This is a genomic window from Kribbella antiqua (assembly GCF_004345665.1).
Taxonomy (GTDB): Bacteria; Actinomycetota; Actinomycetes; order Propionibacteriales; family Kribbellaceae; genus Kribbella; species Kribbella antiqua.
In genome coordinates, this window is record NZ_SLWR01000006.1 from 293,602 (window position 1) to 314,611 (window position 21,010).

At 67.7% G+C, this 21,010-nt stretch carries 24 protein-coding genes; 16 read left to right on the plus strand and 8 right to left on the minus strand.

The annotated features are described in order from the left end of the window. Positions 1-16: 16 nt before the first annotated feature. From EV646_RS19095 to EV646_RS19125, 7 genes are all read left to right on the plus strand, one after another. Entirely contained in the window at positions 17-1,294 is a 1,278-nt protein-coding gene (locus tag EV646_RS19095) for a TadA family conjugal transfer-associated ATPase (protein ID WP_132150351.1), read from the plus strand. Further along, positions 1,294-2,154: a type II secretion system F family protein gene (locus EV646_RS19100; RefSeq protein ID WP_132150353.1), complete on the plus strand. Its 861-nt coding sequence runs from the start codon at positions 1,294-1,296 to the stop codon at positions 2,152-2,154. Before EV646_RS19095 ends, EV646_RS19100 begins: the two co-directional genes overlap by 1 nt. 178 nt (positions 2,155-2,332) lie before the next feature. Then, positions 2,333-3,271 carry a type II secretion system F family protein gene (locus tag EV646_RS19105; protein WP_132150355.1) on the plus strand — a complete coding sequence of 313 codons (939 nt, stop codon included), beginning with the start codon at positions 2,333-2,335 and terminating at the stop codon, positions 3,269-3,271. Between the two features lie 14 nt (positions 3,272-3,285). Then, positions 3,286-3,483 (plus strand): hypothetical protein, encoded by a 198-nt coding sequence (locus tag EV646_RS19110; protein WP_132150357.1) that lies wholly within the window; start codon positions 3,286-3,288, stop codon positions 3,481-3,483. Between the two features lie 422 nt (positions 3,484-3,905). Then, on the plus strand, positions 3,906-4,259 hold the full coding sequence (locus EV646_RS19115; RefSeq protein WP_241996165.1) for a TadE/TadG family type IV pilus assembly protein: 354 nt from the start codon (positions 3,906-3,908) through the stop codon (positions 4,257-4,259). Beyond that, a complete protein-coding gene (locus EV646_RS19120; RefSeq protein WP_241996166.1) occupies positions 4,256-4,891 on the plus strand; it encodes a hypothetical protein in 636 nt (211 codons plus the stop codon). The genes EV646_RS19115 and EV646_RS19120 overlap by 4 nt, the downstream gene beginning before the upstream one ends. Before the next feature lie 161 nt (positions 4,892-5,052). Continuing rightward, positions 5,053-5,451: a pilus assembly protein TadG-related protein gene (locus EV646_RS19125; RefSeq protein ID WP_132150361.1), complete on the plus strand. Its 399-nt coding sequence runs from the start codon at positions 5,053-5,055 to the stop codon at positions 5,449-5,451. 150 nt (positions 5,452-5,601) lie between these two features. Here EV646_RS19125 and EV646_RS19130 read toward each other — a convergent pair whose 3' ends face one another. Beyond that, entirely contained in the window at positions 5,602-6,402 is an 801-nt protein-coding gene (locus tag EV646_RS19130; RefSeq protein ID WP_132150363.1) for an SDR family oxidoreductase, read from the minus strand. A gap of 112 nt (positions 6,403-6,514) precedes the next feature. On the opposite strand from EV646_RS19130, the gene EV646_RS39380 reads away from it, so the two are divergent. The 3 genes from EV646_RS39380 to EV646_RS19145 are packed head-to-tail and all read left to right on the plus strand — an operon-like array spanning position 6,515 to position 9,094. Then, positions 6,515-7,150 carry a TetR/AcrR family transcriptional regulator gene (locus tag EV646_RS39380; RefSeq protein WP_241996167.1) on the plus strand — a complete coding sequence of 212 codons (636 nt, stop codon included), beginning with the start codon at positions 6,515-6,517 and terminating at the stop codon, positions 7,148-7,150. Positions 7,151-7,185: 35 nt separating this feature from the next. Continuing rightward, on the plus strand, positions 7,186-8,307 hold the full coding sequence (gene prfB, locus EV646_RS19140; RefSeq protein WP_132150365.1) for a peptide chain release factor 2: 1,122 nt from the start codon (positions 7,186-7,188) through the stop codon (positions 8,305-8,307). Then, the gene (locus tag EV646_RS19145; protein WP_132150367.1) at positions 8,291-9,094 is read left to right on the plus strand and encodes a pentapeptide repeat-containing protein; all 804 of its coding nucleotides are present in this window, start codon (positions 8,291-8,293) and stop codon (positions 9,092-9,094) included. Before prfB ends, EV646_RS19145 begins: the two co-directional genes overlap by 17 nt. Here EV646_RS19145 and EV646_RS19150 read toward each other — a convergent pair. Then, positions 9,051-10,499 (minus strand): MFS transporter, encoded by a 1,449-nt coding sequence (locus tag EV646_RS19150; RefSeq protein WP_132150369.1) that lies wholly within the window; start codon positions 10,497-10,499, stop codon positions 9,051-9,053. The two genes, EV646_RS19145 and EV646_RS19150, sit on opposite strands and share 44 nt — an antisense overlap. Positions 10,500-10,774: 275 nt before the next feature. Between EV646_RS19150 and EV646_RS19155 the strand changes: the two genes are divergently transcribed. Beyond that, a complete protein-coding gene (locus tag EV646_RS19155; protein ID WP_132150371.1) occupies positions 10,775-11,686 on the plus strand; it encodes a helix-turn-helix transcriptional regulator in 912 nt (303 codons plus the stop codon). Positions 11,687-11,791: 105 nt separating this feature from the next. Here the strand turns inward: EV646_RS19155 and EV646_RS19160 are convergent, their stop codons facing one another. Continuing rightward, positions 11,792-12,700 (minus strand): LysR family transcriptional regulator, encoded by a 909-nt coding sequence (locus EV646_RS19160; RefSeq protein WP_132150373.1) that lies wholly within the window; start codon positions 12,698-12,700, stop codon positions 11,792-11,794. A 73-nt stretch (positions 12,701-12,773) separates the two neighbouring features. Between EV646_RS19160 and EV646_RS19165 the strand changes: the two genes are divergently transcribed. Next, positions 12,774-13,682 carry an EamA family transporter gene (locus EV646_RS19165; protein WP_132150375.1) on the plus strand — a complete coding sequence of 303 codons (909 nt, stop codon included), beginning with the start codon at positions 12,774-12,776 and terminating at the stop codon, positions 13,680-13,682. Here the strand turns inward: EV646_RS19165 and EV646_RS19170 are convergent. Next, complete coding sequence (locus EV646_RS19170; RefSeq protein ID WP_132150377.1) at positions 13,668-14,297, minus strand: flavin reductase family protein; 630 nt, start codon at positions 14,295-14,297, stop codon at positions 13,668-13,670. The two genes, EV646_RS19165 and EV646_RS19170, sit on opposite strands and share 15 nt — an antisense overlap. A gap of 33 nt (positions 14,298-14,330) precedes the next feature. Here EV646_RS19170 and EV646_RS19175 point away from each other — a divergent pair, with 33 nt between their 5' ends. Beyond that, positions 14,331-15,416, plus strand: coding sequence for a serpin family protein (locus EV646_RS19175; RefSeq protein ID WP_132150379.1), 1,086 nt, complete (start codon positions 14,331-14,333; stop codon positions 15,414-15,416). On the opposite strand, the gene EV646_RS19180 is transcribed toward EV646_RS19175, so the two are convergent. Next, positions 15,407-16,114 (minus strand): TIGR03943 family putative permease subunit, encoded by a 708-nt coding sequence (locus EV646_RS19180; RefSeq protein WP_241996168.1) that lies wholly within the window; start codon positions 16,112-16,114, stop codon positions 15,407-15,409. The two genes, EV646_RS19175 and EV646_RS19180, sit on opposite strands and share 10 nt — an antisense overlap. Beyond that, positions 16,111-17,154, minus strand: a complete 1,044-nt coding sequence (locus EV646_RS19185; protein WP_241996169.1) for a permease — start codon at positions 17,152-17,154, stop codon at positions 16,111-16,113. The genes EV646_RS19180 and EV646_RS19185 overlap by 4 nt, the downstream gene beginning before the upstream one ends. A 198-nt stretch (positions 17,155-17,352) precedes the next feature. On the opposite strand from EV646_RS19185, the gene EV646_RS19190 reads away from it, so the two are divergent. After that, positions 17,353-18,507 carry a serpin family protein gene (locus EV646_RS19190; RefSeq protein WP_132150385.1) on the plus strand — a complete coding sequence of 385 codons (1,155 nt, stop codon included), beginning with the start codon at positions 17,353-17,355 and terminating at the stop codon, positions 18,505-18,507. On the opposite strand, the gene EV646_RS19195 is transcribed toward EV646_RS19190, so the two are convergent. Together EV646_RS19195 and EV646_RS19200 are read right to left on the minus strand one after the other, a co-directional pair. Next, positions 18,488-19,036 (minus strand): TetR/AcrR family transcriptional regulator, encoded by a 549-nt coding sequence (locus tag EV646_RS19195; protein ID WP_132150387.1) that lies wholly within the window; start codon positions 19,034-19,036, stop codon positions 18,488-18,490. The two genes, EV646_RS19190 and EV646_RS19195, sit on opposite strands and share 20 nt — an antisense overlap. 66 nt (positions 19,037-19,102) lie before the next feature. Continuing rightward, entirely contained in the window at positions 19,103-19,522 is a 420-nt protein-coding gene (locus EV646_RS19200; protein ID WP_132150389.1) for an SRPBCC family protein, read from the minus strand. A gap of 141 nt (positions 19,523-19,663) precedes the next feature. Between EV646_RS19200 and EV646_RS19205 the strand changes: the two genes are divergently transcribed. Both EV646_RS19205 and EV646_RS19210 read left to right on the plus strand, forming a co-directional pair. Beyond that, positions 19,664-19,858 (plus strand): hypothetical protein, encoded by a 195-nt coding sequence (locus EV646_RS19205; RefSeq protein ID WP_132150391.1) that lies wholly within the window; start codon positions 19,664-19,666, stop codon positions 19,856-19,858. A gap of 290 nt (positions 19,859-20,148) precedes the next feature. Next, positions 20,149-20,991, plus strand: a complete 843-nt coding sequence (locus tag EV646_RS19210; protein ID WP_132150393.1) for a nitrilase-related carbon-nitrogen hydrolase — start codon at positions 20,149-20,151, stop codon at positions 20,989-20,991. Positions 20,992-21,010 lie beyond the last annotated feature (19 nt).

A 21,010-nucleotide genomic window follows, 5' to 3' on the forward strand; every position in this document is an offset into this window, starting at 1 on the left:
ACACACGGGGAGACCGATGACAGCCGACAGACTTGCCGCGCGCCGGTCGGGCTGGGACGGCGCCATCGAGCTGATCGACGCTCAGGTGCGTGACGTCGTCCGCCGCGAGGGGATCGATCCACTCCGCGACCCGGCCGCGGTGAACGCCATCGTCGCCACCGTGATCCGCGAGTACGACGAACGCAGCCTCTCCGGGCTGGTGCCGCCGATCGGGGACCTCGAAGCGGTCAGCCGGGAGGTGCACGACCGGGTCGCGGGATTCGGCCCGCTGCAGCGGTATCTCGACGATCCGGCGGTCGAGGAGATCTGGATCAACGAGCCGAGCCGGGTGTTCATCGCGCGCGAGGGCCGGCATGAGCTGACCACGACGGTGCTGACCGAGGAGGAGGTCAGCGATCTGGTCGAGCGGATGCTGAAGACGACTGGCCGGCGGATTGACGTGTCGCAGCCGTTCACGGACGCGCGGTTGCCGGACGGCAGCCGGGTGCACATCGTGCTTGGCGGGATCACCCAGCGATATGCGGCGATCAACATCCGGAAATTCACCGTCCGTGCGACACGGTTGAGCGATCTCGTCGCGCTCGGATCGCTGACGCCGCACGCGGCCGCCGTACTGGATGCCGCGGTTGCGTGCGGGCTGAACATCCTCGTCTCCGGTGGGACGCAGGCCGGCAAGACGACCATGCTCAACGCGCTCGCCGGATCGATCCCGGGCAGCGAACGCGTCATCAGCTGCGAAGAGGTCTTCGAGATCAAGCTGCCGATTCCCGACTGGGTCTCCATGCAGACCCGGCAGGCCGGTCTCGAGGGTACTGGCGAGGTCCGCCTGCGCGACCTGGTCAAGGAGTCGCTGCGGATGCGGCCGTCGCGGGTGATCGTCGGTGAGGTCAGAGGCGAGGAGTGCCTCGATCTCCTGTTGGCCTTGAACAGTGGATTGCCTGGCATGTGCACGATCCATGCAAACTCGGCGCGTGAGGCGCTGACGAAGATGTGCACGTTGCCGCTCCTCGCGGGAGAGAACATCGGTTCGAGGTTCGTGCTGCCGACCGTGGCCGGGTGCGTCGATCTCGTCGTACATCTGGGGATCGCGGCGGACGGTCAGCGCCGGGTGCGGGAGATCGTGGCGGTGAGCGGCCGGATCGAGGACCAGGCGATCGAAACCGAGACCCTGTTCGGGACCCACGAGGGTCAGTTGCGCCGGGCAGAGGGCCATTTGCCGCATCCTGAGCGATTCCAGCAGGCCGGCTACTCCGTGACAGGCCTACTCACCGAGCTACCGCGAGGAGTGGCGTGATGGGGCTGCTTCTTGGGTTGTTCTTTGGGATCGGGCTTCTGCTGATCATCTGGACCTTCGTGGCGCCGGCCGATACGCGGTCGGCGGGCGACGGGCGGTTGATTGCGCGGAGCCGTGATCTGCTGGCGAGCGCCGGGATCGAAGGCGTGACACCGGGTGCGTTCATCGGAGCCTGCCTGATCACGGGTCTGGTCGGGTTCGTCGTGATGTTCGTGGTCTCGAGTGCGTGGCCGGTTGGCGTGGTGTTCGGGGTGATCGCCGGTGGGATGCCGGTCGCGGTCGTGCGGAGCCGGGCGCGGAAGCGGCTTGCGGAGTTCCGCGAGCTGTGGCCGGACGTGGTCGACAACATCGCGTCGGCGGTCCGGGCCGGGCTGTCGTTGTCCGAGGCGCTGGCGCAGGTGGGCGAGCGTGGCCCGTTGCCGCTGCGTGAGCCGTTCCGGCGCTTCGGTGCGGACTATGCGTCCACAGGGCGGTTCGCCGATTCGCTGGACCGGTTGAAGGCGCGACTCGCGGATCCCGTCGGCGACCGGGTGGTCGAGGCTTTGCGGATCGCCCGCGAGGTCGGCGGTGGAGATCTCGGCCGGTTGCTGCGCTCACTCTCGACGTTCCTGCGCGACGACGCCCGGACCAGATCCGAGCTCGAATCCCGCCAGTCCTGGTCAGTCAACGGCGCCCGCGTCGCCGTCGCCGCCCCATGGCTCGTACTGGCGCTGCTGTCCTTCCAGGGCGACGTAATCCAGCGCTACAACTCACCAATAGGCGCCCTGATCATCGGCGTCGGCGCGATCGTCTGCGTAGTCGCCTACCGCCTCATGCTCCGCATCGGCCGCCTCCCCGAACCCGAACGAGTCCTCCGATGACCGCCCGCCCAACCCGACACACCACAAGCGCCCGTGCCGCCGTACTCGAGGAGTGCGCTGGAAGGCACCCGCACGCGGCTGCGATTAAGCGGCGTACGGCTGCGACCGATCGTGCGCCTGCGACCGAGTGTGCGGGTGCGGTTGAGTGGCGCGAGGCGACGGATGGGTGGGGGTTGAGATGAGCCCGATCGTGTTGGGTGGGTTGCTGGGGGCGCTCTTTGGCGCGAGTTTGTTGCTTGTTGTGCGGCGGTTGCCGTTCCTGCGCCGGCCGTCGGTGGACGACCGGATCGGGCCGTATCTGCGGGATCTTGGTGGGTCGGACGTATTTCTCGGGGTGGTCGACTCCGGGTCGCCGTTCTACGCGATCTTGCGGTTGTTCGGGCCATCGCTGCGCGCGGGCGCGAACCGGTTGGAGCGAATCCTCGGCGGCGCCGGATCGATCCGGCGCCGGCTGGCGCGGGCGGGGATCGAGCGGTCGGTCGAGGAGTTCCGGATCGAGCAGGTGCTGTGGGGAACGGCCGGGTTCGGGGCCGGGCTCGTCGTGTCGATCGTGGCGTTGGCCTTCGGGATCGGGAACCCGGTGGGCATGCTGATGTTCTGCGGCCTGCTCGGCGTACTCGGGGTGCTTGCCCGCGACACCTATCTGACGACGCAAGTACGACGCCGCGAGCGACGTCTGCTTGCCGAACTGCCAACGGTCGCGGAGTTGCTGGCGTTGTCCGTCGCGGCCGGTGAGGGTCCGGCGGCCGCGCTCGATCGGGTCGCACGGTCGTGTCGTGGCGAGCTCGCCGAGGAGCTGAAGCGGGTGCTCGGTGAGACCCGCGCCGGCGAGACGCTCGTACGCGCGCTCGACGGGCTCGCGGATCGGACCGGGCTGCTGGCGTTGTCGAGGTTCGCGGACGGCCTGGCGGTCGCACTCGAACGCGGTACGCCGCTGGCCGACGTACTGCGGGCTCAAGCGGGTGACATTCGTGAGGCCGGACGGCGCGAGTTGATCGAATCCGGCGCGCGCCGGGAAGTCGCCATGATGATCCCGGTGGTGTTTCTCGTACTGCCGGTGACCATCGCCTTCGCCTTCTATCCAGGCGCTGTCGGAATTCGGCTGATCGCCGGATGAACTGAGGAGAGGTCATGTCGTTACTGCTGACGAGGCTGTTCGTGGCGCTGCTGCTGAAGCCACGCCCCGCGCGAATGGAGCGCGGCGACGTACCAGGCTGGGTGCTGATCACCGTGATGACCGCAGGCCTGGTCGTCGCTCTCTGGGCAGTTGCCGACCAGCAACTGCGCCAGATCTTCGAAAAGGCGCTGAACTCCGTCACCAACAAGTGATGCCCGCCAGCCCACCTGCCAACCGGCACCCGCGAGCACGGCACGCCGAAGCACTCCACACCCCGACGCCCCGCGCCGAGCCGCTGCCGCACGAGCCCGCACAACGCGAGCCGGTGCGGCACGGACTCGTGTGGCGCGGCGTGGTGAGGCGCCAGCCGCTCCGACGCGGACCGATGCGTCGCCGCACGGTGCGCGGTGGGTTGGCGGGAACCTCGGGGGTCCGGGCGGGGCAGGTTCGGTGCACGTTGGTTGCGCTCGGCAAGCGTCGGCGAGGTGGACCGTTCGGGAGGGCGCTGCGAGGTGGACCGTTCGGGACGGTGCTGCGAGGTGGACCGGTAGGGACGGTGCTGCGAGGTGGACCGTTCGGGATGCTGCGAGGTGGGCGGCGCGGGGGGATGCGACGGGGTGAACGTGGGTCGGCGGTGGTCGACTTTGTGTTGGTGTCGGTGCTGGTTGTGCCGTTGTTCCTCGCGATCTTGCAGGTCGGGTTGTACTTGTACGTGCGGAACACGATGACTGCCGCGGCGTCGGAAGGGGCGCACTACGCGGCGGTGCTGAATCGCGAACCAGCGGACGGGGAGGCACGCACCCGCGACTTGGTCGGTGGGGTGATCAGTGACCACCTGGTCGACTCGGTGCAGGCTGAGGAAGTTGACGTCGACGGGCAGTTGGGTGTGCGGGTCGTCGTGAAAGCACACATGCCGCCGCTTGGTCTATGGGGACCCGGTGCCGACTTCAGCGTCGAAGGTCATGCCGTGAAGGAGACCGGCCAATGAGCCTCACCGTTCAAGGTTCCGTCGCGGCAGCCAACGCCGGACACGAGTCGCGAGCCGGTGAGCGTTCGCACGTGCGGACTCGTCGTACGGAGCTGGGTGCGCGGGCTTGTGGTGCGGGGTTGCGTGCGCGGGCTTGTTGTGCGGGGCTGCGTGCGCGGGCCTGTGGTGCGGGTTGGTTGCTGCGGATGGGGTCGCGGCAGGGGGAGCGTGGGAGTGCGGTGGTCGAGTTTTCGTGGTTGGCGTTGTTGTTGATGGTTCCGTTGGTGTACGTGATGTTGGGTGTGTTCGACGTACAGCGGGCGTCGTACGGCGCGACGACGGCGACGCGGGCGGCGGGGCGGGCGTTCATCATCGTGCCGGCCGGGTTGTCGGAGGATGAAGCGCGGGCGCGGGCGTTCGAGGCGGCGCGGCTGGCGATGAAGGACCAAGGATTGGAGCTGAGCTCCGACCAGCTCACCATCAGTTGCAGCCCCGCGTGCCTGGAGCCGGGGTCGACCGTCACCGTCACGTTGAACACCGAAGTGCCGTTACCGCTCATCCCCGACGCCCTCGGCGGCGAACCCCCGGCTATCCACATCTCCGCCTCGCACACCGAACCGTACGGCGACTACCGCGAAGCCAAGGGCAGCTGATGAACCACCCACCGGAGACTGGTTGCCCGCAACAACAACACCCACTTGGCGGGAGTGGGATGCTGCGAGAGGGCCGCGGCGATGGCGGGGCCGGGCGTGAGTGGGCTGGGGGTCGGGGTCGGCGGGTGGTGGGGGCGGCGGGTCGGGGGGAGCGGGGGCAGATGACGGTGTTGATCATTGGGTTTACCGCAATCGTGTTGTTGATGATTGTGGTGGTGACGGACGTCTCGAAGGTGTTCTTGGTGCGGCGGGACTTGGATGCGACCGCGGACGGGGCGGTGTTGGCGGCGGCCAACGGGCTGGCGGCGATTTATGCGCAGCCGGCGGGGGACGGGAATGCGGAGATCGATCCGGACGAGGCGCGGCGGTTGACGGCGGACTATTTGGATGAGGTTGCTGCGAGCAACAGGTTCGACGGGTTGGACTGGTCGGCGGATGTTGCGGGGACGACAGTGACGGTGCGGCTGACCTCGTCGGTGGACCTGCCCTTCGCGCCACCCGGCTGGCAAAGCTCAGCCGACATCGCCTCCGAAGCAGCCGCGGTCGTCCCCATCCGCTGACCTCGTAGCTGCTGCGACGACTTCTGGCAGTCCTGTCCATCGCTCCAGACGCTGGCTCGGTGGCTGTTATCCACCCACCTGAAGCCGACGCGGTGGTATCGACCATCAAGCTGACGTGGTCATTACCACCGTTGACCACGCTCCGGCGGCTCAGGTGAAGAGGGCTGGGTTGTCGGCCAGCCAGGTGCGGAAGGTGCGGCCTGAGCGGCCGGTCAGGAGCTCCACGGTGGGTTCGATCGGCTGGGGGATGCCTACGCGGGAGGCCCAGTAGGCGAGGAGTGCTTCCAGTTGGGCTGGGTTGCGCATCGGCATTTCGGCGCGGGCCTGGTCGGGGGTGAGTTCCACCGGCTCGATCGGGAGGCCGGTGACTTCGGTGATGAGCTCGATCTGGTGGCGGCGGGTCATGGACTCGGGGCCGGTGAGGGCGTAGCCCCGGCCGTCGTGGCCGTTGCCGGGGCCGTCGAGAAGGACGCGGACCGCGACGTCGGCGATGTCCTGCTCGTGGATCGGGGCTTCCTCGGCGCTCAGATACGGCAAACGGATCTGGCCGGTCGCGCGCGCCTGGTACGACCAGAACGTTGCGTTGCTCATGAAGGCGCCGGGACGCAGATAGGTCGTCGCATATGAACCGCTGCCGATGACGCGTTCGGCCTTGGCGTGCGGGTCGTCGCCTCCGGCGTCCGAGGCCATTGAGCTCAGTACGACGACCTGTTTCACACCGGCCGCTTCGGCTGCTTCGACGAACGTGTGCGCCGACGACGCATCGGCGTACAGGAAGACCTGGGAGATGTCGCGCAGGGCGGGCGCGGGGTCGGCCGGGTCGTATCCGATCGATGAGGGCACGGCGGAGGGCTCGCGGCTGGCGACGCGGACATCGCGGCCCCCGTTGGTGAGACCGGTGGTGACGGCGCGGGCGATCTTGCCGCGGCCGCCAGTGATGAGAATGCTCATGGTGTTGCTCCAAGTCTGTAGTGACTACAAGATTGGATGAAGTAAAACATATCGTCTATGCTCTGTTCAACGGGACCGGGCGAGCGGGAGAGCAAGCAGGGAAAGAGGTGAGATGACCGAGCAGGTGGGCCGGCGCGAGCGGAAGAAGCAGCAGACGCGGCAGGCGATCTCGGATGTGGCGACGGCGCTGTTCATCGAGCGCGGGTTCGACGCGGTGACGGTGGCGGACGTGGCGCGGGCCGCCGATGTCGCCGTACAGACGGTGTTCAACCACTTTCCGACCAAGGAGGATCTGTTCTTCGACGAGCACGGATGGTGGACCGGGCCGATGAAGTCGGTGATGGAGGCGCCGGACGGGACGGATCCGGTGGACGCCCTGGAGCGCCATTACCGGACGGAGTTGCGAGACCGGATGGACGCTGGTCACCTGGCGACCTGGACGAAGTTCAACCGCACGATCGAGGAGAGTCCGGCGCTGGTGGCGCGCCGGCGACAGCACGCGGCGCGGATGGAGGAGATGCTCGGCGAGGCGCTGTATGTCCGAAACCCCACCCTCGGCCGGTTGAAGAGCCGGTTGGTCGCGGCGCAGTACACCGCGGCGCAGAAGGTGCTGGAGGAGGAGTTGGTGCGGCTGCTGCCGGCGGAGCCATCCCAGCAGGACGTCGACAAGGCACATGCACAGTTGGAGTCAGCGGTCGAGGAGGTGTTCGCCGTACTGCGGCATGGATTGAGCGAGGAATCGGTTTAACGGCAACGGGGCCCTAGCGGGTACGCTGCTTGGTTGTGGCTGGACTGGATTTTGACGCGGAGCTCAAGCAGCTCGACGCGACGCTGACCTCGATCGAGAAGGTGCTCGATCTCGACACCCTGCGCAAAGAGATCGCGGACCTCGGCGAGAAGGTGGCCGCGCCGGACCTGTGGGACGACCAGGCGAACGCGCAGAAGGTGACGTCACGGCTGTCCAGCCTGCAGGCCGACCTGGAGCGGGTGACCGCGCTGCGTGGCCGGATCGAAGATCTCGGTGCACTGGTCGAGCTGGGCCGGGAAGAGAACGACGCCGACAGCATGGCCGAGGCCGAGAAGGAGATTGGCTCGCTGAGCAAGGCGATCCAGTCCCTCGAGGTGCGCACCCTGCTGTCCGGTGAGTACGACGAACGTGAGGCGCTCGTCACCATTCGCTCCGGCGCCGGTGGTGTCGACGCGGCGGACTTCGCGGAGATGCTGCAGCGGATGTACCTACGCTGGGCCGAGCGGCACGGCTATGCCACCGAGGTCTACGACACGTCGTACGCCGAAGAGGCCGGGCTCAAGTCGACCACGTTCGGAGTCAAGGCGCCGTACGCGTATGGCACGTTGAGTGTGGAGTCGGGTACGCACCGGCTGGTGCGGATCTCGCCGTTCGACAACCAGGGTCGCCGGCAGACCTCGTTCGCCGCGGTCGAGGTGGTTCCGGTGCTCGAGCAGACCGACGAGATCGACGTACCCGAGGAGGAACTGCGGATCGACGTGTACCGCTCGTCGGGGCCGGGTGGTCAGAGCGTCAACACCACCGACTCCGCGGTCCGGATCACGCACATCCCGACCGGAACCGTGGTCTCCTGCCAGAACGAGAAGTCGCAACTGCAGAACAAGGCCAGCGCGATGGTGATCCTGAAGGCGAAGCTGCTCGCGCTGAAGAAGGCCGAGGAGCGGGCCCAGATCGACGCGCTGCGTGGTGACGTGCAGGGGTCGTGGGGTGACCAGATGCGGTCGTACGTCCTGCACCCGTACCAGATGGTGAAGGACCTGCGTACGCAGTACGAGTCGGGCAACACCTCAGGCGTGTTCGACGGTGAGATCGACGACTTCATCGAGGCCGGCATCCGCTGGCGTCGCACCGGTCAGACGGTTGCTGAGCAGAACTGATCTTCGCGCGGACTGCAGCAGTTGCTTCGGCCTCTGCTGCGTCGCACTGACGTTCAGCAAGTCGGCGGACTTCGCGATCGACAAAGCCGCCGGTGACCCCTGCCCGAACCTGGCCGACGACTTTCGCTGCACCATCCACACCAAGCTGCGGCCGAAGGGCTTCCAGGGCTGCACGGTGTACGACTGCTTCGGCGCGGGGCAGGAGATCTCACGCCGCGCAGGTAAGAGCTGGCGGGAGCAGTCTGGGCAGCAGATGTTCGAGGCGCTGCCGATCCTGAGACAGCTGCATGAGCTGCTCTGGTATTTGGCGGAAGCCCTTGAATACAAGGAGACCCGCTCGATCCATGCGGATCTCCGCACGATGGTCGACCGCGTTGAACAGGTCAGTCGTACGGCGGACCTGACGGCGGTCGACGTAGTTGGGGAACGGGCTGCGGTCAACGAGTTGCTGCTGAAGACCAGCCAACTCATCCGCGGCAAACAGCGCAAGAAGAAGGAACGCCGCGGCGCCGACCTGATTGGGGCCCGGCTCCGCGGCGCCGACCTGCACAAGGCGAATCTCCGCGGCGCGTACCTGATCGGCGCCGACCTCCGTGACGCCGACCTCCGGCAGGCGGACCTCATCGGCTCGGATCTGCGTGACGCAGACCTGCGCGGCGCCAACCTGATGGGTGCGCTGTTCCTCACCCAGGCTCAGGTCAACGCCGCGCGTGGTGACCGTGCCACCAAACTTTCGGCAGCTCTTACCCGCCCACCCCACTGGAGCGAGAGCGCAGTTGGTGCGTGACTGGTGTCATCAGCAGCGAGACGGCCGTGATTGCCAGTGCCACTGCTGCGAGTGCGCCGCCCTGGCCCCAGGACGTGCCTGCCAGCGCGAGGTACGCCGTACCGACGGTGGCTGCACCTAGAGCTAGACAGGTCTGCTGGCTGGTGAGCAGGATGCCGCTGCCCAATCCGGCTTGAGCTGGTGGGACCTGGCTCACCACGACGCCCATGAGCGGCACCATGACGAGGCCGCTGCCGAAGCCAGCGATCAGCATCGGTACGGCGAGCTTCCACGGGTTCACGTCCGGCCACAGTGTGAGGGCGACCAGGGCGAGGACGGCGTACCCGACGGCCTGGATGATCCAGCCGCGCAGGATGAGGCCGGCGCCGTACCGCTGCTGCAGTCGGGGGCCATAGATGGAGGTGATGAGGAACCCGACTGCCATCGGCAGGAGGCTCAGACCGCCTTCCAGTGGGGACATGTGGGCCTCGCCCTGGGTGGCCAGCGCGAAGACGAACATGAAGCCGCCGAAGGTGGTGAAGAACGCGACCGCGAGCAGCAAGCCGATCCGCATCGCGCGGAGTCGCAGTACCGTAGGTGGGATCAGCGGGGCCTGCCCGGACTGCTCTGCCCGGTGCTGGTGGAGACCGAGCACTGCAACCGAAGGGATGGTGGCGGCGAGGCAGAGCCAGGTCCAGAGGGGCCAGCCGAGTGGACGGCCTTCTGTGAGGGGCAGGAGTACCAGCACGAGAGTCAGGGCGAGTAGTGCTGCGCCGACGAGGTCCACGCGGTTCGCCCGGTCGGCCTTGGTCTCTGGGAGCAGTCGGATCGCGGCAGCCACGGCCAGGATGCCGACTGGGACGTTGACGAGGAACACAGCGCGCCAGCCGAGCCCGAACACGTTTGCCTCGACCAGTATGCCGCCAAGAATCTGACCGAGGGCTGCCGCAGCCCCACCGGCCACACCGAACATAGCCATCGCTCGTGCGCGGTGCTCACCGGTTAGCAGGCTGGTGATGGATGCCAGCACCTGCGGTGTCATGGCGGCCGCTGCTGCGCCCTGGACGACGCGGGCGGCCAGTAGTACGCCGATGGTCGGGGCGATGGCGCAGATGAGGGACATGACGGTGAAGCCGGTGAGCCCGATCAGGAAGAGGCGCTTGCGGCCGAAGCCGTCGCCGAGTCGGCCGCCGACCACCAGGAGGGTGGCGTTGGCGATGCCGTAGCTGCCGACGACGAGCTGGAGCTCACCGGAGGTGGCGCGCAGATCCGAGCCGATCGCGGGCAGGGCGACGTTGATGATGAAGAAGGAGAGCATCGGCAGGAAGGCGCCGAAGAGAAGGGTCGTGAGTGCCACCGGTCCCAGCGGCGACGCGGTGGCGCGCGGCCGGGCGGCGACCGTGGTGGTGGCCAGCTGTTCTGTCATGAGACCAGCCTGCGCTGCCGCGGAGCCTGGTGGTGAGAGCCTGGTTATCCTGGTATTCGCACCACCTGGAACCAGGATGCAGTTCGGTCCACTATGGGACGGTGAACACCATCTCACCCACCACCGACAAAACCGCACCCGCCGCTGCACGACGCGGCGCAGGCGGAACTGCGCCGAGGCCCGAACCGGCAGAAGACGCAGCGGCGCGGGACGCCGGGCGCGCCACGGTGGGGGAAGCGCCGGCGGCGCAGGATCGAGGTGCGGGGATCGGGTCGATGGCAGAGCGCGCGAGTGGCGCGGAGTCGGGGGCGGTCGTGCGAGGCCGGGAGCCTGACGCCGGGCGGGAGATTGGGGCGGATAAGGGGGAGCAGCGGCGGGAGTTGGGGGTGTTTCTGCGGAGTCGGCGGGAGCGGATTCGGCCGGAGGAGGTTGGGTTCGCGCCGGGTGGGAGGCGGCGTACGCCGGGGTTGCGGCGGGAGGAGGTCGCGCTGCTCGCCGGGGTCGGGGTCACCTGGTACACGTGGCTCGAGCAAGGGCGTGACATCAACGTGTCGACGCAGGTGCTCGAGGCTGTCTCGAACACGCTGCGACTCGACCGCCAGGAGCGCAATCACCTCTACACGCTGGCCGGTCTGCAACCCGGTCCGGCGAAACTTGGTGACTGCTCGGCCATGCCCGCGTCGATCCAGAGGATGCTCGACGCGGTGTCGCCGTACCCGGCGGTGGTGCTGAACGCGCGGTACGACGTACTCGCGTTCAACGACGCTTACTGCAAGGTGATTCTCGACATGGGGCAGATCCCGGTCGAGGAGCGCAACATGCTCTGGCTGACGTTTGTGTCGAAGGAGTGGCGGTGCAGCTTCGCCGAGTCGGAGTTGATGAAGTCGCACATGGTCGCCGGGTATCGGGCCGCGCTCGCCGACCATCTCGGCGAGCCGGACTGGCAGCACCTCACAGAGCAGTTGCTGACCAGGTCGCCGGAGTTTGCCGAGCTGTGGCAGCGGTACGACGTGGCGGCGCCGAGTACGCGCATCAAGGTGCTGGAGAACCCGAAGGCCGGCCTGCTGCGGATCGAGCCGGCCGTTCTGTGGCTGTCGCAACTCGGTCAACTCCGGGCGACTGTCTACACCGCCGCCGACGAGGACACGGAAGCCAAGCTCCGCGCCCTCGTCGCAGCCGACAACTGAGAGCGGCCAGCCGAAACGTTGCCCCCAACTCCTGCCGCCCCAACTCCTGGGGATTAGGTGCTGCCCAGGCGTGGCCGGGCGGGGTGTGCTGGTGTTGGTGTGGGGTTAGGCAGTGTCGCGGTTGGGCCAGGCTGATTTGAGGGTGGCGAGGGTTACGGCAATGGCGGGGCGGCGGGAGGTGGTGGTGCGCCAGATTGCGTAGAGGCGGCGGCTCGGAGCGGGTTGGAGCGGGAGGACGGCGACCTCGGGTGGGACGGGGCCGCGGCCGAGGCGGGGAAGGAGGCCGATACCGATGCCTCGGGCAAGCATCGCGAGCTGGGTCTGGTATTCGGCGACCGAGTAGGCGACGTCCGGTTCGACGCCGGCCCGGCGCATGGTGCGGATCAGCCATTCGTGGCAGATCGAGCCGGGTGGCTGGCAGATCCAGCGTTCGCCGACCAGGTCTTCAGCGCGGACGAACTCCTTGCCGGCCAGGCGATGCGTCGCCGGCACCAGTACGTCGGCCGGATCCGAGCCGAGCTTCACCCTGGACACCCCTTCCGGCAGGGCGAGCGGCGTGTTGTGCCAGTCGTGGACGACGGCGACGTGGATCTCGCCACGGTTGACCGCGGCAACAGCTTCGAACGGATCGATCTCGGCGACCTGGACGTCGAGGCCAGGGTTCTCCGAGATCAACCGCGACAGCGCACCGGGAAGAAGGCCGCGGGCAGCAGTCGGGAAAGCGGCCAAGACCAACGTCCCGATCGCCGCGCCGCGCTGCTCCTCCAGCGTGAGCTCAGCGTCCTCGACCAACTCGAGCACGCGAGCGGCCGTCGCCGCGAGCTGCTCAGCGGCGTCGGTGAGCACGATCCCGCGCCCACGCCGCTCGATCAGAACAGTCCGAGTCTCACGCTCGAGCTTGGCCAACTGCTGCGACACCGCGGACGGCGTAAAGCCGAGCACCTCGGCCGCCCGGTTGACCGATCCGTAGAGCGAGACGGCATGTAGGGCCCGCAGCCGGCCGAGATCGATCATTTAGCGCTCCTACAGTGATCCCAATACAAATCGGTGCTGGTCCTTAAGTATAGGACCGCCCAGACTGGACCGCATGAAACCTCGTGACCTGCTGCTCGCGCTCGCCGTCGTCCTCGCCTGGGGCGTGAACTTCGTGGTCATCGAGGTCGGCCTGCAGAACTTCCCGCCCTTGCTGTTCTCCGCCTTGCGGTTCTTGTTCGCCGCGATCCCGGCGATCTTCCTGCTCGGACGGCCGCGGGTCGCCTGGCGCTACGTGATCGCTGTCGGCCTCGCGCTGGGCGTCGCCAAGTTCGGTCTGCTCTTCATCGCAATGGATCGCGGCGTCCCGGCCGGCCTGGCATCCCTCGTGCTGCAGTGTCAGGTGATCTTCACCGTGCTGTTCGCGATCGCCGTACTGCGGGAGCGGCCGCGGCCCACCCAAATCGCCGGCATCACCATCGCCTGCCTCGGCATGGTTCTGATCATGCTGGATCGCGGGCTGTCGGCGCCGCTCGGAGCGCTCACGCTGGTCATCGCGGCCGGCGCGTGCTGGGGGGTCGCCAACACCGTGACCCGGCACGCGAAACCACAGGACACGTTGCGCTTCATGGTCTGGGTCAGCGCCGTCGCCGTCGTACCGTTGCTACTCCTGTCGCTTCTCACCGAGGGAGTCCAAGCGGACGCGGCCGCCCTCCAGAGCATCGACCTGACCGGGATCGGCGCGATCGCGTACCTGGCCTTTGTCGCGACGCTGTTCGGCTTCGGCGTCTGGGGTTACCTCCTGCGTCAGTACGACGCCAGCACCGTGGCACCGTTCTCGCTGCTGGTACCAGTCGTCGCCATGGCCGCGGCCTGGCTGCTGCGTGGCGAGGCCGTCGGCGTACAGCAGGCAATCGCGGCGGCCCTGGTCATAGGGGGCATGGCGTGCACGGTGATCCGACGCCGGACCCCGCGTACGACGGAGTCCGACGACCAGATCTCCAGCGAACTAGTGAGCCGGTAGCGGCGGCATCTGCCAACCGCGGGCCAGCGAGGACGCGTACGCCGGAGCGCCGCCGGCGAAGTATTCGGTGAACTTCATGATCAGCGGATCCCAGCGCAACGGATCGATGTACCGGTCGTTGCTCATCAGCAGATCCTCGCGAACGTGCACCCGCTCGACCTTCATCTCCAGCGCACACAGGTGCGAACCAGGTCCGCCGATGTCGTGGATCGCCGAGATCCGGCCCTCGAGGTTGATCGGGCTCTCCTCGACCGCGTCGACGTCGACGACCTCACCCCGCGAACGGGTCAGGCCGGCGGCAGCGAACTTGTCCGGCTCGTAGCGGTATCCGCGAGCACGTTTGGCGTCCGACATCTCCTCTGACCCGGTCAGCAGGGCGATCCGGTCGAGCGCCGCGACCATGGCGGGGTCGACGAGGTTGAGGATGCAATCGGGGCGCTCGGCAAGGTTCTTGACCGTCTGCGCGCTCGTACCCATGCCGAGCATCGCGGTGTACCCGAGCCACCAGGCGGACGACATCGGGCCGAGGTTCGTGCTGCCGTCGGGGTTGCGGGAGCTGATCAGGACGACCGGCGTACCGAAATAGAGGACCTTGGGTTCAACAGTTCGCTTCACGCTGATGGAACGGGAATGGGCGAAAATGTGTGAGTGGATGCTCACCAAGTCAGCCGGCTGACTGCTCGCTGGATCGAGAAGTTGCCCGGCGAGGGCAGCACAGTCGTCTCCGGGCTCGGCGTTCGCCCGCTGATCGCGCTGCTGGCGGAGCTGGCCAACGAGCCGGCCCGCAGTGAGCTCGCCGAAGCCGCCGGTGGACCGTACGACGGCTTGCTGCAGACGCCGGAGCTGCACATGGCGCTCGGGTTGTGGACACGCGTTCCGCTCCAGCCGGGAGTGGACCGGCTGCTGCCGCCCGAGGTTCGCGGGGAGCTGACGGATCAGGCGGCGCTGCATGCGTGGGTGGTCGAGCAGACGGATGGCCTGCTGCAGAAGATGCCGGTCCAGGTGACCAAGGACGTGCTGCTGGTGCTCGCATCCGCGCTGGCGCTGAAGACGAAGTGGGCCTTGCCGTTCAACGAGTACCCGCGTGGTGAGCGGCGCTGGTTGAGCCGGGCTGATCGTGATCTCGACAGCCTGCGCGTGTACGACGGGCCTGCCGGTCCGCTGACTGTGGTGACAGTGGTTGGTACGGGCGAGTTCGACGTACGGCTGATTGCGGGTGAAGGTGGTCGCAAGGCGGTGCTGCCAGCAGCGCTGACACTCAGCGGTGAGGGAGTCAGCGGCGCGGAGCTGCTCAAGGAGGCGTCGTCGTCGGGGTGGAAGCGGTTGTTCTCCCGTGAGCGGCCGGCGCCCGCGGTCGAGGTGATCGAGTCGATGTCGCCGGTGCCGACCGTCGTACTCTCGCTGCCGTACTTCGAGGTTGACGCGGAACACGATCTGCTCGAGTACGCCGATGTCTTCGGCCTGACGACAGCTCAGGACAACAGCCGCGGTCACTTCCCGGGGCTGAGCCCGGTACCGCTCGCGGTCGACCAGGCCAAGCAGGCGGTGATGGCGCGCTTCTCCGCGACCGGCTTCGAGGCGGCTGCCGTCACCGCGATGGCGATGGCCGCAGGGTCGGCGCCGGTGCCGGGCGGCAAGGCGCTGAAGGTGTCGCTGGATCAGCCCTTCGGCTTCATCGCCGTACACCGCCCGACCGGTGTCCCTGTCGTCGCTGGGTGGGTGAACTACTCGTAGGGGTTGGCTGGGGCGGTTACTGGTTTGACGGTTTCCACGGTGAGGGCGGCGACGTCGCCGTCGGTGCGTTTGGTGGGTTCGGCCCATTGGCCGGTGACGGTGACCCATTGGTTCTTGGGTGGAGCGGTCTGGCCGCGGGCTTCGACCATGAACGCCGTACCGTCGGCGACGCAGCAGGTCAGGCCGATCCGGGTCACGTACCAGGTGCCGTTCTTGGCCGGGGTGACGAAGCCGGTCAGCTGGAACGCGCGGCCCTTCATGCTCTCCTTCTCCCAGACCGCCCAGACGGCGTAGTCGCGGACGGCGAGCTCAACGGGCGCGGCACCCTGAGAGTTGTTGGCGAGCCAGGAGTTGCTCTTCGGATCGGCCGGTTTGGCGGCGACCGGGGACTGGCGTTGGGCCGCGTCCGCACCGAGCGCGGGCGGGTCCACGACGAGCAGCGCGAAGATCGGGATCAGCAGCAGCCAAGCGGCCCGGGGCAAACCATGGTGCCCATGGCCGTCGTCTGAGGAGGCTGGCTTACGACGTGTGTCCGCGAGTACATCAGCAACCGCCAGCACGATCAGGATCAGCCCGGCCGCGAGCAGCATCCACCGCATCCCCGGCTTCACATAGCGCAGATAGGTGCCCGAGGTGGCGAGCTGAACCACCGCCGCCCCCACGAACACAATCACCAGACCAGCAACGTTGCGCCTCACAGCAACCACCACCCCACGAGCAGACTTGCCAGTACGGCGACCACGAACGTGGCCGGCGCGAATCGGACAGCGAACCGAGGACCAAAGGTGCCGGCCTGCAGCGCGATCAGCTTCACGTCCACGATCGGCCCAACCACCATGAACGCCAGCCGCGCGGTCAGCGAGAACTGCGTCAGGCTGGCTGCGACGAACGCGTCCGCCTCCGAGCAGATCGCCAGCAGTACGGCGAGCAGCCCGAGCAGCAGCACCGATAGCAGCAGGTTGCCCGCCACGTGGTCGAGCCAGCTTCGCGGTACGACGACATTCAGCGTGGCCGCGGCCGCCGCGCCGACGACCAGGAACCCGCCGGCGTGCAGGAAGTCGTGCAGCATCGACGACCGGAACACGTCCCACTTGCCGGTGCCGTCCGCATGCCGGTTCTGAGGCATCTTCAGCCACGAACCGCCCTTGCCGGTCAGCAACCACAGCCAGCCGAGGATCATCGAGACGCCGAGCGAGGTCACCGCGCGGGCGACCACCACCTTCGGCTGTCCCGGGAACGCGACGGCGGTCGACGCGAGTACGACGGGGTTGATCGCGGGCGCGGACAGCAGGAACGCGATCGCCGCCGCCGGGGTCACGCCACGGTTCATCAACGCGGCCGACACCGGCACCGACGCGCATTCACAGCCCGGCAGCACGACGCCCGACGCGCTGGCGACGGGTACGGCGAGGGCCGGGTGCTTCGGCAGCGCCTTCGCGAAGAACGACGCCGGGACGAACGCGGTCAGCGCGGCGGACAGCAGCACGCCGAGGACCAGGAACGGCATCGCTTGGACCGTGACGCCGACGAACATCGTCGCCCAGGTCCGGATCCCGTCGTCGGTGAAGACTCCGTTGAAGATCCTCCGCCCGAACAGCGCCAGCCCGACCAGCAGGATCAGCGTCGCGGTGAACGCGATCGACGACCCGGCCGGCTCCTTCTCTGGAGGCGGCGGGGCTGGTTCCAAGGTGGAATCCGGCGTCGTACCGGCGGAATCCGTCACGTCGGCTGGCGTCATGGGCGGCATCCTGACACAGCGGAGTGCACCCGGACGAGGACGCAACGCAGCAGTCAAGGGGAAACCCCCGGCATTCCGGCAAATACTCGCGGACCGCCAGGCCATCACAATTCGCGCAACAGCGCGCTCTTCCGCGGGGCGGGCTAAGGGCGGGGCGATTGTGATGGCCTGGGCGTCCGCATCTGGCAGGGTGGAGGTATGGATGCCGACGTGGTGCGCGCAGTCAACGAACTCACCGCCCGGTGGGCCCGCAACCTGCCGGAGGGGAACACCGTGGTTTCCGGGCTCGGCCTGTGGCCGCTGCTCGCGATCCTGGCGACCGCCGCCGACGAGCCCGGCCGCACGGAGCTCGCGCAAGCTGCCGGGCTGGAGGCCGATCAGGGCTCTGCGCAGGCGCTGCAGCTGGTCGAGCAGATCGAGGGCTCGGCCGATCTGCACGCCGCGCTCGGAGTCTGGCTGAGCGATCAGCTGAAGCTCGCGGAGTCGTTCGACTCGGTGATGCCGGCGCCGCTGCGCGGTCAGCTCACCGGCAACGCCTCTGTCGACAAGCCCAAGCTCGACGCGTGGGCCGCCGAGCACACCAACAACCTGATCCGCGAGATGCCGATCCAGATCACGCCGGACGTCATGCTCGTCCTCGCGTCGGCGCTGTCGCTGCGAACCACCTGGGCGCGCCCCTTCAAGGAGCAGATCCGCCGCGTGTACGACGGCCCGTGGGCGGGCGGCTCCTGGCACTGGCTGGAGCGCGTCGACGGCGAGCTGGATGCGGTACGGCGGTACGACGACCTGACCGTGGTGACGGTGACCGGCGATGCGGATGTCGACGTACTGCTTGGGGTCGGCGATGCGCCACAGGCCGACGTGCTGGCCGGGCTGCTGGATGCGGCGGCACGGCCGGAGGATGGAGTACCCGGCAGTCAACTGATCTCGAAGGATGACCCGGGGCCGGGGTTGACTGTTGGGCTGACCACGGCGTGGAAGCCGGATCTGAAGTTGTCGCTGCCGTCCTTCAACGTCGAGGTCGAGCACGACCTGCTGATGCTGAGGGAGCTTTTCGGTCTGAGCGCCGTCACCACGGATCCCGGTGTCAGCGGCCACTTCAGTGCGATCAGTCCGACTCCGCTCGCCATTGGTCAGGCGAAGCAGAAGGTGCTCGCGCGGTTCTTCGCGACCGGCTTCGAGGCGGCGGCCGTCACCGGGATGGCGTTGATGCGGACCTCGATGCCGACGCAACAGGCGAAGCGACTGGAGGTGTCGCTGGACCGGCCGTTCGCGTTCGTCGCCGTACTGCGGGAGTCCCGGCTCCCGATCGTCGCTGGCTGGGTCGCGACTCCTACTGAGCCGGGAGACTGAAAAGCCGGTTGAGCAGGGCTGAGGCTTCATCGACGCCTGCGCGGTCGCCGGTCAGGAGCAGGTCGAACAGCAGACCGCGCGACGCCGCCAAACCGAGTCGCGCGTACGACGGTGCGTCGTCCGGCGCGATGCCGGCACGGATGCAGAGGTCGACGAGTGGTGGTAGCCAGACGTTGATCAGATCCGCCTTCAGGGCCTCGGTGTGCGGGAGGCCCTGCATCGCGTGCGCGGAGAGCTCGAAGAACAGCGGTCCGTAGATCAGCGTCGCCTCGGTGACCCGCCGCCAGAATTCCTCGGCCTGTTCGGCGATCGGCAGGTCGGTCTCGGTGAGCGTCGCCAGCAGATCGCGCTGCTGCTGTTCGACGGCGCGAACCACTTCGGCGAGCAGTCCGTCGCGGGAGCCGAAGTGGTAGATCAGCATCCGGTGGCTGGTGCCGATCGAGGTCGCGATGCTGCGCAGGCTGGCGTCCCCGATGCCGTTCTTCGCAAAATGCTCGACGGCGTCCGCCAACAACGCTTCACGACTCATCCGCGTCCTCGCTTCGCTCCGGGCGCGGATGAGTCGTGAGCGACCCTGTGCTTGTTGGTGAACTCGCTACGCTCGTTCACTGACTTGCTTCAGCTTCTCGGTTTCGGTCGCGATGTAGCGCTTGGTGAGGCCGGCGTAGAGCTTGCCGAAGAGCCAGCCGAGCGGGCCCTCCTGGATGATCGTCGCGGTCGCGACCGTGCCCTCCGGCGTACTCACCACCCGGTGACCGCCGGTCGTCTTGATCCCGGGCGCGCGCGAGACCCACTCGAAGTACTCGCCTTCGACGACCTCGGTCACCTCCCAGATCGCGACCGGCAGCTTCGGCTGGCGGATCCGGGTCCGGGCGCCGACGTGGATGCGGCCTTCGTCGAGCCGCTCGACTGACTCGACCGTCGGCGTCCACTCGGGCCACCGCTCGACGTCGCTGAACACCTGCCACACCCGCTCGGGCGGGGCCTGGACCGTGATGGAATGATCGAAGCGCATGTACCAAATGGTACACGGAGCTGCGCCACTCACCAACGCCTCTGCTGAGCGTGCTCGCAGGTCGCACGGAGCGTGAGGGTGCGCTGTGACGGCACCCTTGGTGAGTGGTGCGAGTCCGGGGTGCGGGTAGGGTCTGGGGCCATGGCTGAGCAGAACGTCCCGCACAACGTCGAGAACGAGCAGGACCCGGGCGCGAACACCCAGATGTTCCGCGCCTTCGTCAACGAGGGCCAGGCCGAGGCATCCACCGAGCCGAAACTCAACGGCCGCGTCCTCGCCGTCGTCGGTGCCGCGATCGTGCTGATCGCCGTCATCGCCGCGATCGTCGTCCTCTGACAATCCCTCGATCGAGACGGACCTGACCACGGTTGCGGTCGTCCGTGTCTTCACCGACCCCGAGGGCCGGTTCGGCAACCCGCTGGGCATCGTCGACGGCGCCCCGGGTCGCACCTCCACACCACCTACCTCCCGCCCAGCCACGCCACTGTCGGCGGCCGGGTCCTTCCCGCCGAATCCCGCACCATCACGATCTGAGCGCCGTACCGGCTCGGGTTTCACACATCCGTTGACGGGTGCGGGTGATCGGATAGAGCATGAGTCTTCGGCTAGTCGTGGGGAGGTCGCTCGTGGCGGAGATAGTCAGGGCTGCGTTGGTGCAGACGTCGTGGACCGGCGACAAGGAGTCCATGATCAAGGCGCACGAGGAGTACGCGCGGCAGGCTGCCGCGGCCGGTGCGAAGGTGATCTGCTTCCAGGAACTGTTCTACGGACCGTATTTCTGCCAGCTGCAGGATCCCGAGTACTACGAGTACGCCGAATCCGTGCCGGGTCCGACGACCGAGCGGTTCGGCGCGCTGGCGGCCGAGCTGGGCCTGGTGATGGTGCTGCCGGTGTACGAGCAGGAGCAGCCCGGCGTGCTCTACAACACGGCTGCCGTGATCGATGCTGACGGCAAGTACCTGGGCAAGTACCGGAAGAACCACATCCCGCAGGTGAAGGGGTTCTGGGAGAAGTTCTACTTCCGCCCGGGCAACCTGGGCTACCCGGTGTTCGACACCGCGGTCGGCCGGATCGGCGTCTACATCTGCTACGACCGGCACTTCCCGGAGGGCTGGCGCGCACTCGGGCTGGCCGGTGCGAAGATCGTGTTCAACCCGTCCGCCACCAGCCGCGGACTGTCGGCGTACCTGTGGCAGCTCGAGCAGCCCGCGTCGGCGGTCGCGAACGAGTACTTCATCGGCGCGATCAACCGGGTCGGCATCGAGTCCGACTTCGGCGACAACGATTTCTACGGTACGTCGTACTTCGTCGACCCGGAGGGCAAGTTCGTCGGCGAGGTCGGGCACGACCACGATCCGGAACTGATCGTCCGGGACCTGGACCTGAGCGTGCTGGACACGGTCCGGGACCGCTGGCAGTTCTACCGCGACCGCCGCCCCGACGCGTACGGAGACCTGACCAAACCGTAAACGTCTTCCAGGGGAGCGG

Bases quoted from the DNA above. Each gene is read 5' to 3' on its own strand.
- EV646_RS19095 (WP_132150351.1), top strand. From the start codon at position 17: ATGACAGCCGACAGACTTGCCGCGCGCCGGTCGGGCTGGGACGGCGCC.
- EV646_RS19100 (WP_132150353.1), top strand. From the start codon at position 1,294: ATGGGGCTGCTTCTTGGGTTGTTCTTTGGGATCGGGCTTCTGCTGATC.
- EV646_RS19105 (WP_132150355.1), top strand. From the start codon at position 2,333: ATGAGCCCGATCGTGTTGGGTGGGTTGCTGGGGGCGCTCTTTGGCGCG.
- EV646_RS19110 (WP_132150357.1), top strand. From the start codon at position 3,286: ATGTCGTTACTGCTGACGAGGCTGTTCGTGGCGCTGCTGCTGAAGCCA.
- EV646_RS19120 (WP_241996166.1), top strand. From the start codon at position 4,256: ATGAGCCTCACCGTTCAAGGTTCCGTCGCGGCAGCCAACGCCGGACAC.
- EV646_RS19125 (WP_132150361.1), top strand. From the start codon at position 5,053: ATGACGGTGTTGATCATTGGGTTTACCGCAATCGTGTTGTTGATGATT.
- EV646_RS19130 (WP_132150363.1), bottom strand. From the start codon at position 6,402: ATGAGCATTCTCATCACTGGCGGCCGCGGCAAGATCGCCCGCGCCGTC.
- EV646_RS39380 (WP_241996167.1), top strand. From the start codon at position 6,515: ATGACCGAGCAGGTGGGCCGGCGCGAGCGGAAGAAGCAGCAGACGCGG.
- EV646_RS19150 (WP_132150369.1), bottom strand. From the start codon at position 10,499: ATGACAGAACAGCTGGCCACCACCACGGTCGCCGCCCGGCCGCGCGCC.
- EV646_RS19155 (WP_132150371.1), top strand. From the start codon at position 10,775: ATGGCAGAGCGCGCGAGTGGCGCGGAGTCGGGGGCGGTCGTGCGAGGC.
- EV646_RS19160 (WP_132150373.1), bottom strand. From the start codon at position 12,700: ATGATCGATCTCGGCCGGCTGCGGGCCCTACATGCCGTCTCGCTCTAC.
- EV646_RS19165 (WP_132150375.1), top strand. From the start codon at position 12,774: ATGAAACCTCGTGACCTGCTGCTCGCGCTCGCCGTCGTCCTCGCCTGG.
- EV646_RS19185 (WP_241996169.1), bottom strand. From the start codon at position 17,154: ATGACGCCAGCCGACGTGACGGATTCCGCCGGTACGACGCCGGATTCC.
- EV646_RS19190 (WP_132150385.1), top strand. From the start codon at position 17,353: ATGGATGCCGACGTGGTGCGCGCAGTCAACGAACTCACCGCCCGGTGG.
- EV646_RS19195 (WP_132150387.1), bottom strand. From the start codon at position 19,036: ATGAGTCGTGAAGCGTTGTTGGCGGACGCCGTCGAGCATTTTGCGAAG.
- EV646_RS19200 (WP_132150389.1), bottom strand. From the start codon at position 19,522: ATGCGCTTCGATCATTCCATCACGGTCCAGGCCCCGCCCGAGCGGGTG.
- EV646_RS19205 (WP_132150391.1), top strand. From the start codon at position 19,664: ATGGCTGAGCAGAACGTCCCGCACAACGTCGAGAACGAGCAGGACCCG.